The organism is Chryseobacterium sp. MIQD13 (genome assembly GCF_050496705.1).
Taxonomy (GTDB): domain Bacteria; phylum Bacteroidota; class Bacteroidia; order Flavobacteriales; family Weeksellaceae; genus Chryseobacterium.
Map to the genome: position 1 here is coordinate 1 of NZ_JBNWAF010000001.1, position 14458 is coordinate 14458.

15 protein-coding genes and 2 pseudogenes are annotated in these 14458 nt (G+C 33.7%); 11 read left to right on the forward strand and 6 right to left on the reverse strand.

The window, feature by feature from the left end:
* From ACQWU4_RS00005 to ACQWU4_RS00045, 9 genes and pseudogenes are all read left to right on the forward strand, one after another.
* Nucleotides 1-871, forward strand: an 871-nt coding sequence (locus ACQWU4_RS00005; RefSeq protein ID WP_429933720.1) for an RHS repeat-associated core domain-containing protein, incomplete at its 5' end; no start/stop codon positions are given.
* A 364-nt stretch (nt 872-1235) separates the two neighbouring features.
* Nucleotides 1236-2336: an RHS repeat-associated core domain-containing protein gene (locus ACQWU4_RS00010; protein WP_429933721.1), complete on the forward strand. Its 1101-nt coding sequence runs from the start codon at nt 1236-1238 to the stop codon at nt 2334-2336.
* 13 nt (nt 2337-2349) lie between these two features.
* Nucleotides 2350-3030, forward strand: a complete 681-nt coding sequence (locus ACQWU4_RS00015; protein WP_429933722.1) for a hypothetical protein — start codon at nt 2350-2352, stop codon at nt 3028-3030.
* 141 nt (nt 3031-3171) lie between these two features.
* Entirely contained in the window at nt 3172-4308 is a 1137-nt protein-coding gene (locus ACQWU4_RS00020; protein WP_429933723.1) for an RHS repeat domain-containing protein, read from the forward strand.
* Nucleotides 4295-4846: a hypothetical protein gene (locus ACQWU4_RS00025; RefSeq protein WP_429933724.1), complete on the forward strand. Its 552-nt coding sequence runs from the start codon at nt 4295-4297 to the stop codon at nt 4844-4846. Before ACQWU4_RS00020 ends, ACQWU4_RS00025 begins: the two co-directional genes overlap by 14 nt.
* Nucleotides 4847-4965: 119 nt before the next feature.
* Nucleotides 4966-5100, forward strand: a complete 135-nt coding sequence (locus ACQWU4_RS00030) for a hypothetical protein (protein WP_429933725.1) — start codon at nt 4966-4968, stop codon at nt 5098-5100.
* Between the two features lie 79 nt (nt 5101-5179).
* Nucleotides 5180-5620 carry a hypothetical protein gene (locus ACQWU4_RS00035; protein ID WP_429933726.1) on the forward strand — a complete coding sequence of 147 codons (441 nt, stop codon included), beginning with the start codon at nt 5180-5182 and terminating at the stop codon, nt 5618-5620.
* Nucleotides 5621-5632: 12 nt separating this feature from the next.
* Nucleotides 5633-5962 (forward strand): annotated as a pseudogene (locus tag ACQWU4_RS00040) (hypothetical protein); the annotation flags it as partial.
* Nucleotides 5963-6076: 114 nt separating this feature from the next.
* On the forward strand, nt 6077-6382 hold the full coding sequence (locus tag ACQWU4_RS00045; protein WP_429933727.1) for a hypothetical protein: 306 nt from the start codon (nt 6077-6079) through the stop codon (nt 6380-6382).
* Between the two features lie 461 nt (nt 6383-6843).
* On the opposite strand, the pseudogene ACQWU4_RS00050 reads toward ACQWU4_RS00045, so the two are convergent.
* Nucleotides 6844-7083 (reverse strand): annotated as a pseudogene (locus ACQWU4_RS00050) (XRE family transcriptional regulator); the annotation flags it as partial.
* 319 nt (nt 7084-7402) lie between these two features.
* Between ACQWU4_RS00050 and ACQWU4_RS00055 the strand changes: the two are divergent.
* Nucleotides 7403-7693 carry a hypothetical protein gene (locus ACQWU4_RS00055; protein ID WP_429933728.1) on the forward strand — a complete coding sequence of 97 codons (291 nt, stop codon included), beginning with the start codon at nt 7403-7405 and terminating at the stop codon, nt 7691-7693.
* Between the two features lie 131 nt (nt 7694-7824).
* Here ACQWU4_RS00055 and ACQWU4_RS00060 read toward each other — a convergent pair whose 3' ends face one another.
* Both ACQWU4_RS00060 and ACQWU4_RS00065 read right to left on the reverse strand, forming a co-directional pair.
* Nucleotides 7825-8856, reverse strand: a complete 1032-nt coding sequence (locus tag ACQWU4_RS00060; protein ID WP_429933729.1) for a phytase — start codon at nt 8854-8856, stop codon at nt 7825-7827.
* Between the two features lie 4 nt (nt 8857-8860).
* Nucleotides 8861-11671, reverse strand: coding sequence for a TonB-dependent receptor (locus ACQWU4_RS00065; protein ID WP_429933730.1), 2811 nt, complete (start codon nt 11669-11671; stop codon nt 8861-8863).
* A 160-nt stretch (nt 11672-11831) separates the two neighbouring features.
* Here ACQWU4_RS00065 and ACQWU4_RS00070 point away from each other — a divergent pair, with 160 nt between their 5' ends.
* Nucleotides 11832-12410 carry a hypothetical protein gene (locus ACQWU4_RS00070; RefSeq protein ID WP_429933731.1) on the forward strand — a complete coding sequence of 193 codons (579 nt, stop codon included), beginning with the start codon at nt 11832-11834 and terminating at the stop codon, nt 12408-12410.
* 63 nt (nt 12411-12473) lie between these two features.
* On the opposite strand, the gene ACQWU4_RS00075 is transcribed toward ACQWU4_RS00070, so the two are convergent.
* The 3 genes from ACQWU4_RS00075 to ACQWU4_RS00085 form a co-directional block, all read right to left on the reverse strand.
* Nucleotides 12474-12830: a nuclear transport factor 2 family protein gene (locus ACQWU4_RS00075; protein WP_429933732.1), complete on the reverse strand. Its 357-nt coding sequence runs from the start codon at nt 12828-12830 to the stop codon at nt 12474-12476.
* Nucleotides 12831-12832: 2 nt separating this feature from the next.
* Complete coding sequence (locus ACQWU4_RS00080; RefSeq protein WP_429933733.1) at nt 12833-13417, reverse strand: FMN-dependent NADH-azoreductase; 585 nt, start codon at nt 13415-13417, stop codon at nt 12833-12835.
* A gap of 70 nt (nt 13418-13487) precedes the next feature.
* Nucleotides 13488-14318, reverse strand: coding sequence for a sigma-70 family RNA polymerase sigma factor (locus ACQWU4_RS00085; RefSeq protein WP_429933734.1), 831 nt, complete (start codon nt 14316-14318; stop codon nt 13488-13490).
* Nucleotides 14319-14458 lie beyond the last annotated feature (140 nt).

Below are 14458 nucleotides of genomic sequence, written 5' to 3' on the forward strand. Positions count from 1 at the left end.
CACAGGAGCTCTTGAAATAACAGATAGTAATGATTATTATCCTTTCGGAATGAATCATTTGAAAACTAGGAATGCATATTTTGGGGCGGGTAATTATAGAAACTATAAATATCAGGAGCAGGAATTACAAGAAACAGGTTTCTATAGCTTCAAGTGGAGAAATTATATGCCTGATGTTGGAAGGTTTTTTAATATAGATCCTCTATCAGAAAAATATAGTTATCAATCACATTACAATTTTTCTGAAAACAGAGTTATTGATGCGAGAGAACTAGAGGGATTAGAAGCTGTAAAATTCAACGAAGGAACGAAAAATTTGATAATTGCTATTCAAGGGTGGGATAATGGAAATCCTGATCCTGGAAAAACACAGGTCAAACCAGACAAAAATGGTTTTGCTACCGTACTTTTAGAAGCGTACAGTTCTCGAAAAGATACTCAAGTGGCAGTGTTTGGAGCATCTTGGATTTCAAGAACACCAAAAGATATTTCAACATCCATAAAAGATTTCAGAAAACAAAGCCCTGATGGAAAGTTAATTATTGTAGGTCATAGCCTAGGAGCTGATAATGGTGTTACTGTTTCTAAGGATAATCCCGAAGTGAAAATTGACAAATTAATTACACTTGATATTTCAGATCCAATTGGAGTAGCTGATAATAAAATACCGTCAAATGTTGCAGAAGCTACAAATTATTATCAAACGAATAACCCATTTGTAGGAGGAACTCAGGTTGTTAAAAAAACAGGAAATTCAACCTCAAAGATAACTAATACCGAAACAGATAGTAAAACAAATCACACAAATATTGATGAAAACTATAGTCCTAATGTTCTAAATGATGTTAAACAAGTAATCCCAACAAAATAATGATTAAAGTAGTTTATTTATCTCATATTTTTTCGCTTTTTACATTGATTGTTTTCTACCCATCAATGAAATTTGATATTAGAACTATAATATTATTTTCAATTTCAATAATATTTAACATTGCCTCAATTTGCGTTCTATTATTGAACAGAAAAGACATATTAAAAAAACGAGTTTGGTTTTTCGTTCATTTATTATTTAATATCCTATTTTTATGTCTATTTATTTATATTCCATTTATAGTTTATCAACTAATGTATGGATAGTATTATATTTTAGATATGTTGGCAAAAAAATATAGCGTTGACTTTCAGCGATATATTTTTTTAGTTGAATCTAAGAAATTACCGACTATCTAAGAAAAATGTATATTTATCAGTATAAAGATCATTTGGGTAACGTAAGAATAAGCTACAAAAGGAATGCAGGCGGACAGTTAGAAGTTACGGATCAGAATGAGTATTATCCTTTCGGGATGAATGTTCCCAGAGGTGAGAAGGCGATCTTTGGGACAGCTAGTATGTACAACTACAAATATAATGGGAAAGAATTACAGGAAACTGGAATGTATGATTATGGGGCGAGAATGTACATGGCAGACATTGGAAGATGGGGTGTTGTGGATAATTATAGTGAAAATTACTTTTCTTTATCACCATATAATTATGTTGCAGGTAATCCGATCAAATTTATTGATGTGAATGGTGAATGGATTTACATCAATGATCAGGATGGTGCTCAATATAGGTATAGTAATGGAGCAACTCAGCACCAAGTAAACGGAAAATGGGCAAATATAGATAGCTCTACAAAATTATCAGATTATGTTACACAAACTGTGGCAGGACTGAATTATTTAGATAATAATACATCTATAGGAAATACAATGATAGATTATTTTGATCAAGAAGAAGGTAAGGATGGAAAAAAAAGAGATATTAATTTTAATTATACAGCTGGAGACTCAAAAGTAAGGCATGGAATAAGTAATATTATTGATCTAAATCCTTCGTCAGGAAAAGGTCGTTGGACAACTTCTGGAAAAGATGATATATATTCTCCTTTATATTCAACTATTGCACATGAGATGGGGCATGTCTATGGTAATTTTGCTTTAGGAGAAACAGCTGAATCTGCGGTAAGATTTGGAGATGACTCTACAACAGCTGAAATTTATGGGACTCACGTTGAAAATATTGTAAGAGCAGAAACAGGACTCCCTTTAAGAACTCATTATAGAACAATTATAGATGGTGCTGGTAAATTATTGCCAGCAAGTAGTAGTAGATTGATCGATAATGCTGGTGGTAGTATTTATTTTAAATCAAATGGCAGCCAACTAAATCCTATACCGAGTATTACGGAGGTAAGAAATGTGAATAATACTATATTGCAGAGTAGATATAATTATTATGGTGCTGCAGCAATGTATAATTGGGCTAAATTTAAAAATAGAGGACAATAGATATTCAAATTTTATGAAAAAAATCGTTTTAGTATTAATTATTACCTTATTCCATTCATGTTTTTCTCAGCAAAAAGAATCTCTTATGAATATGAATGAATATTTATTAAATAACTTAGATTCAAACGAAACTAAAGGAATAGAAGATGCAATAGCAAAATATAGATTACTGGGGGCTAAATCTTGTAAAATAAATCCTGAAAAGAAATATTCTTCTGTTTATATAGAAGATGGTTTTCATGATGAAGAAGGATTCTATAATGGAATTATTATTCTTGATAATAAAGATGTTTGTGAGATTACAAATAGTCCTTATAAACTAAATATTGACAGTCTTTCTTATGCAAAAGTTAAAGATGGAAATTTTGTCTTATATACAAAAGCTATTTCTATGGAAGATTTTAAGAAGAATTATGCAAATGAATATTTTAGATATGAAATAGTAATTCAGAATAAAGTTAACGAGTTGAATAAATGTTTAGCGATAGATCAATATACTCCAAAACCTTTTATTTATGCTAAAAGCTATTATTTTATAAATAAGAAGATAAATAATTATGGAGTGATTAGAATAAAGTATTCCGAGATTAAAAATGGTATAAATGGAGAAATACCATACTTGAAGCCAGATAAAGAAAAAGCTTTTTTAGAGTGTATAAATAATTTAAAAATCTTAAAAATTCAATCGAATTAAAACATAATAGTTATCTTTCAAACATAGATAAAAAATAGTGTTGATTTTTCAACGCTATTTTTTTATTTAAATCTAATCACCGATTATCTTGACGGTTTCCTGTACCTGAATACCACATCTTCAGGAGGTGGAATATCTGACATGTTTTTGACAGCCCCGCTGGAAACCAATCAGGCATTAGAAATGCAGGCATTTACAATTGGTCCTCCTATTGATATTGATCCCACCCCAATAGATCCAATTGTTCAGAATCCTCATAATCCTGAATTACAATTCTTTCCTACAGCAGAAGGATTTTACGATTACCAGAGAAAAATATATATTTACCAGTATAAAGATCATTTGGGTAATGTAAGAATAAGTTATACAAAAAATAATAGTACAGGAGGCATTGAAATAACCGATTCTAATGATTACTATCCTTTCGGAATGAATCATCTGAAAACAGGTAATGCTTATTTTGGGGCAGGTAATTATAGAAATTACAAATACAACGGTAAAGAATTGCAAGAAACAGGAATGTATGATTATGGAGCGAGAATGTACATGGCTGATATTGGTAGATGGGGAGTAGTTGATCCACTAGCTGAGAAAATGAGAAGACATAGTCCTTATAATTATGCGTTTAATAATCCTTTGAGATTTATTGATCCAGACGGAAGGCAAGGTAAGGATATTATTATTTTAACTGCAAATGGGTCTTTCAAAGCTTCAAAAGAGGTGCTTTATAAGACGGCTGAGGGTAAGAGAATTTGGGATAAATATGGAAATAGTAAAACAGATGATATATATATTAATTCTAAAAATTTTGGTACTAGTTCAACAACGGTAGCAGAAACAATTGCTGACGTTAAATCTTTAGGGCTTGCAAAAGATGGCAAGGTATCAATTCCCGAAGGATATTCTAATGCTTCAGAATTTAATAATCTTGATATATCTCAATCGGGCGATAAAAATGTACATTTGATTTCCTTAAATGAAAATTTTTTCAAAGAAAAGAGTAGTGATTCAAGATACAATGCAACATTTAAAAACAAGCAAGGTGTTGAGAAAAAAACGGGATACAGTAATTATGATTTAGCGGAGTCTGTTTATCACGAGATGGATGCTCATATAGAAAATAGAACCGGAGATGCTGATATGGATCATACTAAGTATGGATCTGAAGATTTTAAGTTAATTGCTCCAAGAGCACCTGGTACTAATTCAGATAAAATAGTTAATCAGCTCGTTAATGTTCGAGAAGAAGAAAAAAAGAAAACTAATGGAACAAATTAAAAAGAAAATATTTATATATATCCTATTATTATGTTTTGCAGGAAATGTCAAAGCACAAGTATTGGAGTTTTATGAACCAATTGTAGTAAGCTATAAGTCAGGAGTGCTAAATAATGAAAAGATTGATATAGGAATATTTGATTATTTTCAAGAGGACACTTCGAAAATGGAATATGAGTATTTAAAATATGATTCTGACAAAGGAATTTTGTACAAATACGATAGAAAAAAGAAAGTTTTACAAACAATATTATGTTTGAACAACCAAAAATATAAATCGAAAGAGGAAATAAAATTAGGAATGTTTGATGGATTTGTTTTAACAAGAGAAAATTCTAATAGTTTTAAAGCTACTTCGCCATATGGAGATGGAAGATATCCTTCTCATCATAAAATAATTAATTCTATAGAAATACTCCAAAAAACAAAGAAAACATTGATATTAAGAATTAATTATCAAGATGAGTTTGAATGGAAATATTTTGGAATACTAGTTTTGACAGATTATAGGTATGAGAATATAGAAGACGATGAATGAAATTGAGTTTGTTCCAAACACTAGTCATATTTCAAACATGTTGGTAATGAATATAGCATTGATTTTCAATGCTATATTTTATTTAAAATTACATACAATCACCAATTATTAGAGAAAAAATGTACATTTACCAGTATAAAGATCATTTAGGAAATGTGAGGATAAGCTATGGAAGGAGTAGTAGCACAGGAAGTCTTGAAATAACAGATGCCAACGACTATTATCCATTTGGGATGAATCATCTGAAAAATTGAGAATGCTTATTTTGGATCTGGAGAGTATCAGAATTACAAATATTTAAGGCAAATTCATTCAGATTAAAAAATAAATAAAATGAAAAGAATATTTTTTTTAGTAAGCATATTATTCATTTGTAGTAGTTGCTTGGGGCAAAGTAATATTGATTTTTATTATCAAAACAAAACGCAAGCAACAAAAACGGATAGTATAGGATACAAATTTTATTTGGAAAATACTTCAAAAGAATTTCTTAAAAAAGATAGCGAAGTCTTATTGTTTTTTAATAATGCTGCTTTTATTGACGACGTAATCACTATTAATGGTAAAAAATATAATTTTGATAACTATACCTGTGGGTATAGAGAAATTAAAATTTCTAAAGGAAATAGAAAGATAAAGATTATGTCTAAGAAAAAAGAAAAGATGGAGTTTAATTTAAAAAAAGGAATTGATTATATTATTATTAACGGAAACTTTGATAATAAATGGAGTGTAACATTTTCAGAATATTTTCCTATAATGGAATGCTTATAGAACTATAAGTATCAAGGGCAAGAGTTACAGGAGACTGGTTTTTATAGTTTTAAATGGAGAAATTATATGCCAGATGTGGAAAGATTCTTTAATATTGATCCTTTGGCGGAAAAATATATTACTTGGTCTCCTTATGCTTTCAGCGGTAACAGGGTTATTGACGCAAGAGAACTTGAAGGGCTGGAGCCTGTTGAAATTAATAAAGGAACCAAAAATTTGATTATTGCAGTGCAAGGTTTTGATGGAAACCCTGATCCAGGAAAGACACAATCAAAACATCCAGATAAAAATAGTTTTTCCAGTTTACTAGTGGAAAGATACTCTGGACAGGAGGGTACCTAAGTAGCTGTCTTTGACTCATCTTCAAACTCAAGAACTACAAATGATCTTATAAAATCAATTGAAGCTTTTAGGGCGGAAAGTCCAGATGGTAAATTAGTTATTGTAGGGCACAGTATGGGTACAGATAATGCAATTGTGGCAGCCAATAAAAGTTCAAACATAATTACTTTGGATTTATCTGACCCTACTGGTGCTGCTAATAGGTTTGTAAAATCTAATACCGTAGAGGTTAAAAATTATCGTCAAACCAACAATCCTTTCGTTGGAGGTACACAAATTGAACCGACAACTGGTAATACAACTACTAAAATTACAAATGTGAAAACAGACGATAAGACTTGGCACACTACTATAGATAATAATTATCGTTTTAATGTTTTAAATGAAGTTAAAAAAATAATACCTACTGATAATGAATAATATTATATATTTCTCTTACGTTTTTTCAGTTTTCACATTTGCATACTTTTTTTCTAAAATGAAATTAGACACTACAAATGTAATATTATTTGTAATTTCGATTTCCTTAAATATTGTTTCAATCGGAATTCTAAGAAATAAAAAAAATATCATTAAAAAAGAATGGTATTATATCAAATTATTATTGAATTTTTTTTTTATAAGTTTATTTTCATACAGCTTGTTTATGCTCTATCAATTAAAATATGGATAATTGAATGATAATCATACATATTAACCCAAACTTAATGTGACTTATAAGAAATACTAAAAGTATAGTGGCAAAGAAATCCAGAAAAACGAGTATGTATGATTATGGAGCAGTAAAAATATAGTGTTGATTTTCAACGTTATATTTTTGAAGTCAACAACTTTGAGAAAAAAAAACCTCGCAAGATGCGAGGTTTCTTTATTATAGTTTTCTATTTATTAAGTAACTTTTCCAGTCTCTCCATCATTTCATCCTTTTCCTTCAGCATACGCTCATACAAAGCAATTTTTTCTTCATGAAGGGAAACTAACTTTTCTATTGGGTGAAAATTTATCGTGCCATAATTAAAAGAGTTACTAAAAGCATGTTCTCCGAATGTATTAGAAATAATATTCACAGCCTGTTCCTCATCAAAATTCTGAAAAGCCTCTACAGGAATTTCCAAAGAATCTAAACACACTTCCTGAAGTGGCCGCAGACCCTTCCGAAGAGCAAATACCCCCTTACCTAAGGGGGTAAATAGGCTTCATTAACTACCTCCGGGTCTTTAGAGAGAGCCGAAAGACCATTATACAAGTATCCGGAGACAGTTCGTATAATACCTTTAGACGGGTAGAGAACTGGGTAATGCTTTAATAATATGGTCTGGTTCCACAAAAAAAACATTATATTGATCACTATAACGGCTATCGTGGAAGTGACAGGGATAAGTTTTGCCAGAAAAGTACAGGTGTTCCTCAGATTTACTAAACTTTAGTTAAATTAAAAAAATGGAAAATACTATTGAAATTCAAAAGGAAGATATAAAGAAAATCCTCTCCATTTTGATGGATAAGCTGGATGCTTCTGATGACAAAATTATATTACATAAAGACTTATATTGGAATATCCCTGACGAAGAATTATATGATGTCTATAAAGATCCCATAAATTTAACAATAGGAAGTCTGGAAGAGGATTGGGAGCTTCTTCAGAAAATTTTAAAAAATGAAAGAGAGGCTGTAGGTCACGACTTTAGTAAAATATCTAATCTCTTTCGGTTCATCGCCCAATATTCATAACTGTTTCCACAATCCCTGCTTATATAGGTATTTGCAAATGTTTCGGAAGCGATTCTATCCTTCATAAAATGTAAACCACTGCTAAAAACAGTGGTTTAATTAAAGTATAATAAATTTGATATAGGACTTCTTTATTTTCTAAGCTTCTGAGCCGCCATAATCCTCTCCTCAACAACCCTCCAGTCATAAAAATGAAAAACCCTGCCATTGCTCATCGCAACAAATACACCCTTTGGAAACTGAGGCCCTAGATTAATATTTGTGACTTCTGAACCATCACTTTCACGGGTAGAAACCGGGATTTCTGCAATTCTTCCCTTAGCCGGATCTTCTCTCAGGTACACATTAAAAGTATCTGCCTGCTGATTTGAAACCAGAATATAACCCGTGTGTGCTGAAGTAGGATAGATGGAAATTCCTTCTACATCAGACTTAAAATCTCCCTTTCCAAAAACCAGAAGCTCTTCATTTCCTTTGTCCGGATCCGCATAATACTGATGCACTCCTAACTGTTCATCAGAATAATAAATGTAGCCTGCTTCATCATCCACAGCTATACTTTCTATTTCTTTCAGGCCGCTGTATTTTCCAAACTTTCGAATAACTTCTCCCGTTATTTTTCCATCTTTTTCAGAAAGTTTATACTGCCACAGATAACCGTCGGCCGGACCGGACTTTCTTCCTACAACAGCATAGATTTCTCCTGTTATAGGATTTTTATACATCGAAATTCCCATCGGACCACGTTCTGTTTCACCTTCAAATACAGTAAATCCACCGACCTCATTAAGGTCGGGAAGACTATAAAGTTTAACAGTATTCGTTTCTCTTTCTGTAACCGCAGCAATATCCATTTTCCTTCCATTTAACATGAAACCATATTCGAGGTCTACATTGTTCGGGCGTTTTAATCCTAAAACTTTATTGACGATTTTGCCGTTCAGATCGAAAGCATAAAGTCCGCCGTCAGTATCCTTATCTGTCCCGATGATAATACTTTTTGAAGCATCTGTGGGGTTGATCCAGATGGCAGGATCATCCGTATCATGCATCACCGTTTCGGTAATAACAGAAGGTTTTATTTTTTTTTCTGAATGTTGTACAGTACAGCTTCCTACGAAAGGTAAAACCGCAGCTGCTATAATCAATGGTAATTTTCGCATGTTTTTAAAAATCAAATTTTAATCCTAAAGTAAATCTCGGTCTGTAGTATTCCACCTGGGCAGTTCTGCTTTGGATTCCCTGATAATACCGTAACGGTTGGTTTGTTAAATTATTAGCCTCTGCAAAAACTCTCAGCTGACTGGTGATCTTATAGGAAGCATTTGCATCAAGGAAAACCTGCTTGTCGTAATAACGGTCCTCAAATGGTTTCCCGCCCAGTTCATCAATATAAGAAGAAGCATAGTTCATGGAAACCCTTGCAGAAAAACGTTTATTCTCCCAGGAAAGAGATCCGTTGAACATATGAGGTGCAGCTCCCGGCAGACCTACATCCGTTCTTTCCACACCATCTTCATTTGTGATGCCTTTTGCTTTTGACTTGGTATATGTATAGTTCACATAGATACCAAGACCTTTCCAGAATGCTCCCGGAATAAAATCAAGCTGACGTTGAAGAGCAACTTCAAAGCCGTAAATGTCTACATTATCACCATTACGTTGCTGTGTAAAACTCCAGTTGCTTTCTCCCGCAGGAATAGGGTTGGTTTGGCCTGCAAAATCATTGGCAAAATCAGCCGATGTATAATTTTTTCTTGAATAGGTATAAATAAAATCCTTAAGGTTCTTATAAAAAATGCCTCCTGAAAGAATTCCCACAGATTTAAAATACTTCTCTGCCATAAAATCGAAATTATAAGCATATGTTGCTTTCAAATCCGGATTCCCTGCTGCAATAGTTTCATCTCCCGAAATCACACTGAGATAGGGAACCAGTGAATAATAATTCGGACGTGCTAAAGCTGTTGTAAATGCTGCACGAAGCACAAGATCCTGAACAGGAACATATTTGAAAGATAAATTCGGAAGTACGTTGGTATAAGTATTTGTACGGTTGATCTTTCCTGCCAGATCCTCTTCATCCAGCACATAGTTTCCGGTATAATCAATTTTTGTAGTTTCAATACGCGCCCCTACGATCATTGAGAACTGATCACTGAAATCCTGATCCCATCTGATGTATCCGGCATAAATATTTTCCTTTGCATTGTAGTTGCCTGAAAGGAATTCTTCAGGTTTCAGTTCGCCTTTAAATAAATTGGGATTGAACAGATCAAGACCTCCCAGATAGGAAGGATCAACGAAAGTTCCCGGAACATAATTTCCCGGCTGGAAATTCTGACCGTCAAAATGAACCGTAGGAACAGACAAAAGACTTCCCATATCATTCAAGGGCTCAAAAGCATAATAATCATTGTTCCGCTCCTTTTCCTTTAAACGGAGACGCAAACCCGCACGAAGCCTTCCTTTCTGGTTATCAATCACAGAAAAAGGAAAACGCACATTTACCTTTGCCCCGAATTCTTTTTCCTGGGTGAAACTGTTGGAATCCGAAAGATCACTCAACTCATAAACTCCCAGATTATCTGCAGAAAGAGGAGTAATCATAGGTCTGCGCGGGTCACTGAGGTCTGAAGAAAAATTCATCTTCCCGTTTTCAAATTCTATATAACGTTCATGAGGCTTTTTTTCACTGGCTGTGGCATAGTTCATGGACCAGTCAAGATCTATTTTAGATCCCAGAAGATGTTCCCCTCTTAAAGCATAATTCTGTACTTTCTGTCTTTCAAGACGTGTATTGTCATTATCCGAATCTCCGCCTTTATTCTGTCTCGTAATGCTTCCTTTCCAGCCTGTAATCTCTGTTTCATCATCATTGTAAACAGGTTTTACCTTATAGCCTAATGCAAACCTGTTTTCCTTATCAGTTCTGAAATTGTACATTGCTGAAGCATAGATTTTATTTTTTGAATTAAATTCATAATCCATATTCAGATCAAAACTGTGCCTTATACGGTGCTCATTATAATAGCGGACTCCCATTTTATTGATATAGGCAGTTTGTGCTGCATCATCAGCAATACTCCACGTAGGTTCGATATTGTCTGAACCAAAATTATTGTTATTGTAGGAAAAACTGAAAACAGCCCCTAGCTTTTTATTCAAAAAACGGTTTCCATAGACAAATCCCGATGTATAATTTCCCTTTTCACGGATCGGGTTGTAACCGCCTGCCAGTGTTGCTGAAATCCTCTGACCGTTAGGAGAAGCTCTTGTGATAAGATTTACTGAACCACCAATGGCATCAGCATCCATATCCGGAGTCAGGGTTTTATTAACTTCGATAGTGGAGATCATATCTGAAGGAATGAGGTCCATCTGAACATTACGGTTGTCACCTTCAGCAGACGGAATTCTGTCACCGTTCAATGTTACAGAATTCAGGTTTGGGGCAAGTCCTCTGATAATAAGATTCCTTGCTTCACCCTGATCATTCTGTATGGTAATTCCGGGAACACGCTTCAAAGCATCACCAATATTGGCATCCGGGAAACGTCCCATCTGGTCAGATGAGATCACATTGGTAATATTGGCATTATTTTTCTGTTTGTTTAATGCTCTTGCCTGGTTTTTCAGAGTTGATCCGCTTACTACTACTTCAGCAATGGCTGTTTCTTTTCTGGCAAAAATAATATTCTGCCTTGTATTCTTTTCAGCCTCTACAGTAACCTGATATTCACTGATACCATAGCCAAGATAATTTACAATCATCGTATAATTTCCTGCAGGTACATTCAGGAAAATAAAATTACCGTGATCGTCCGAAGTTGTATAGATATTTCCCGGGATCAGGGAAATCTTTGCGCCGGGCAGCGATAATTTGGAATCGTCATTAATATTTCCGGAAACAGTACCGGTCTGTGCATAAAAAAAGATCGACACACAGAATAAAACAGAGGTAAAAATTTTCTTCACTTTATTACAGTATATTAGGTCTGGACAAAATTAAACGTCTGTTTGGGGAAAGGCTTGAAATTTAGGTTACGGTTGTTTTAAGGATTTATGAACGATCAGGCATAAAAGAATCTTTTATCAGACCTTTATTTTTTGTAATTTGTAAAAAAAACAATATTCCATGAAAAGCTACAGCTTGTATTTTACATTACTCACATTTGTTTTTTCATGCAATGGAAGTAAAAATGATATGTTCAAAAAAGATGAGGATAAAACTTTGTCTATCGAAGATATGCCTAATAAGAAGACAGTATATGACACTGTCTATACTCAAAATACTGCGGATAACATGAAACTTATTACCAATCTGAAAACAAAATTGGAAAAAGCCGGATTCAGTTTTGAACTTCAAAAAGCAGATAGAATTTCTTATAATAATTGTGAAGAAAACAGCATAAAAATAATAGGAGGTGATGGCATAAGAAAATATTTTGCTAGAAGCAGCAAACCGGAAAAAGGAACTAAAGACTTTTATCCTGATTTTGTGATCCGGGTATATGAATTCTCATCGAAAGCAGAGGCGGAGGAAAATTTTAAAGAACTGGATAAAGCATTGTATTCCAGAGGAAAGCACTGCAACGGGAAAGCTCCCGAAAAGCTGGTGATTAATGGTAATGAAATATTTCACTTATCAACCCGCGCAGAAATGTTCAGAACTTATATGGAAAAATATGGTGAAATGATAAAGAATTACCATTAAATATTTGAAAAGCTATATCAAAAAATCAGTAATTGTAGTTTTTTGATACAGCTTTTTCTCTCTTTATTTCTGTTCTATTGACGGAATATTCGTAATTACCTTCCATTCCTCATTTTCCCTGACACAGGTAATAAGTGATGAAAACCTGAGCACAGGATTTTCCAGGGAAACCCGTGCATAGACTATATTATTTTTCTGTTCCAAAGTATGATAAATAATAGTTCTGGGTCTGCCACCAAAAACTTTGTCTCGCACCAATTGAATATACTCTTTCTTCGAAATAACAAAAATTCCAGGCTTGTCAAAAAATCCATCCTGAATATTTTGATAATCTGAATGAAGAACCTGTTCCAGAAGTTCTGTATTGCTTGTGTCGCCACCTTTGATGAACTGTTCTATAGTTTGCCTGATCTTTTCCATAATTAATTTAAATATTTAAAAATTGAAGTTTCTACTAATTTTGTTTTTTCTGAAAGCTGATCCGGAGCAGCAGTTCCTTCCAAAGGAAAATAGTTTATATCGGTGATCCCAAGATGGTTTAAGATACTGGTTAAATGGATCTCAAGAGGATTTCTGTTTCCGGATGAAGAATAAATACCACCCATGACAGAAATGATATGTGCCTTTTTACCTGAAAGTAATCCTCTGATTCCGTTATCATAGGTAAATGTTTTCCTGGTTCTGATTACAAGGTCAAAATAAGCCTTTAACGAAGAGGGAATTCCATAATTATACATAGGGCAGGAAATAAGAATTTCATTGCTTTTGTAAAGCTCTTCAATCAGCTCATCGGAAAGGGGCAGGTCTTCAGAAGATAAACTTTCATTAAAAAATGCATTTACTGTCTGCTGGGTAAGGTGAGGTGTAGGCTGTTTAATCAAATCTCTATGAATAATACGATTTTCAGGATGCTTTACCATCCACTGTTTTACAAAATAGTTGCCCAACTGGCGGGAATAAGAATCGTTGAGTCTAAGACTGCTGTCGATCCGGAGAAGTGTGTTCATATCTTTTTTCTTTAAAGACACACCTGTACTCGGGAACGTAACAAAAAATAAAGAAAATTTAAATATTTCCTTAATACAACCTTTTTAGTTTTTCAGGATCTACAATAGAATAGATTTCTCGGATCAGGCCACTCTGGTCAATATCTAAAATATGACAGTTATAAATGCGTTCTCCCAGCCAGAAGCATAAAGCGGGCTGATGATTGAAAACTGCAAAAGTAAAGGGCTTTCCTGTAAGAAACTGCTGCTGTACATAAGCAAGAAGCGATGCAGTTGCCTTTTTGCCGGTTTCTACTGCTTTGATGACACGGACACGTTTTCCACCATCTGAGGAAAGCCTGATGTCATCAATCAAAAGTTTTTCGATTCCGGGAATATCTCCTTCACTCAATGCCTGATGGTATTGGTGAAGAATATCAGTATCAGTAGAATCTGCAGTGTCAGGAGCATATTTTATATGCTGCAGCTGTTTTCCGGCACGGCTTAGTAACTGACGTGAGTTATCAATAGAAATATCAAGAGTTTCGGCTATTTCCTGATGAGAATAATCGAAGGCTTCTTTTAAAATGTAAACGGCTCTTTCCCGGGCATTCAGTTTTTCTAAAAGGACGAGAAGTGTGTAGCGGGCAGTTTGTTCTCTGATCAGCTTATTCTCTGCATTGTCAAAAGACAAGGGCTCAGGAAGCCATTCGCCATAGACCATTTTTTTGCTGTGTCTGTTTTTAAAGTTGATGGCATGGTTAACTGTACTTTTGATCAAGAAATTAGTTTCATTTCTGATTCCGGATTTATCCAAAGAAATATATTTTTCTATAACATCCTGTACAAGGTCCTGCGAATCTTCATATGATCCTGTGATATTGTAGGCATAGGTAAGCAGTCTGCTGTAGTTTTCCTGCATGATATTTCTTTTGAAGACAAACTTAACGAATAAAACGTGACAGTTTTTTTGAAAACTATTGAATTTTTAATCCATAAAGAAATCAAAAATTATTGTTACACTTTTGGGGTTTTCCATACTTATATATAAAACCTAAGCCT

Excerpts from the sequence above, each read along its gene's own strand:
- ACQWU4_RS00085 (WP_429933734.1), bottom strand. The coding sequence starts at position 14,318 with ATGCAGGAAAACTACAGCAGACTGCTTACCTATGCCTACAATATCACA.
- ACQWU4_RS00015 (WP_429933722.1), top strand. The coding sequence starts at position 2,350 with ATGAAAAAAATCGTTTTAGTATTAATTATTACCTTATTCCATTCATGT.
- ACQWU4_RS00070 (WP_429933731.1), top strand. The coding sequence starts at position 11,832 with ATGAAAAGCTACAGCTTGTATTTTACATTACTCACATTTGTTTTTTCA.
- ACQWU4_RS00080 (WP_429933733.1), bottom strand. The coding sequence starts at position 13,417 with ATGAACACACTTCTCCGGATCGACAGCAGTCTTAGACTCAACGATTCT.
- ACQWU4_RS00055 (WP_429933728.1), top strand. The coding sequence starts at position 7,403 with ATGGAAAATACTATTGAAATTCAAAAGGAAGATATAAAGAAAATCCTC.
- ACQWU4_RS00025 (WP_429933724.1), top strand. The coding sequence starts at position 4,295 with ATGGAACAAATTAAAAAGAAAATATTTATATATATCCTATTATTATGT.
- ACQWU4_RS00035 (WP_429933726.1), top strand. The coding sequence starts at position 5,180 with ATGAAAAGAATATTTTTTTTAGTAAGCATATTATTCATTTGTAGTAGT.
- ACQWU4_RS00030 (WP_429933725.1), top strand. The coding sequence starts at position 4,966 with ATGTACATTTACCAGTATAAAGATCATTTAGGAAATGTGAGGATAAGC.
- ACQWU4_RS00010 (WP_429933721.1), top strand. The coding sequence starts at position 1,236 with ATGTATATTTATCAGTATAAAGATCATTTGGGTAACGTAAGAATAAGC.
- ACQWU4_RS00060 (WP_429933729.1), bottom strand. The coding sequence starts at position 8,856 with ATGCGAAAATTACCATTGATTATAGCAGCTGCGGTTTTACCTTTCGTA.
- ACQWU4_RS00075 (WP_429933732.1), bottom strand. The coding sequence starts at position 12,830 with ATGGAAAAGATCAGGCAAACTATAGAACAGTTCATCAAAGGTGGCGAC.
- ACQWU4_RS00045 (WP_429933727.1), top strand. The coding sequence starts at position 6,077 with ATGGGTACAGATAATGCAATTGTGGCAGCCAATAAAAGTTCAAACATA.
- ACQWU4_RS00020 (WP_429933723.1), top strand. The coding sequence starts at position 3,172 with ATGTTTTTGACAGCCCCGCTGGAAACCAATCAGGCATTAGAAATGCAG.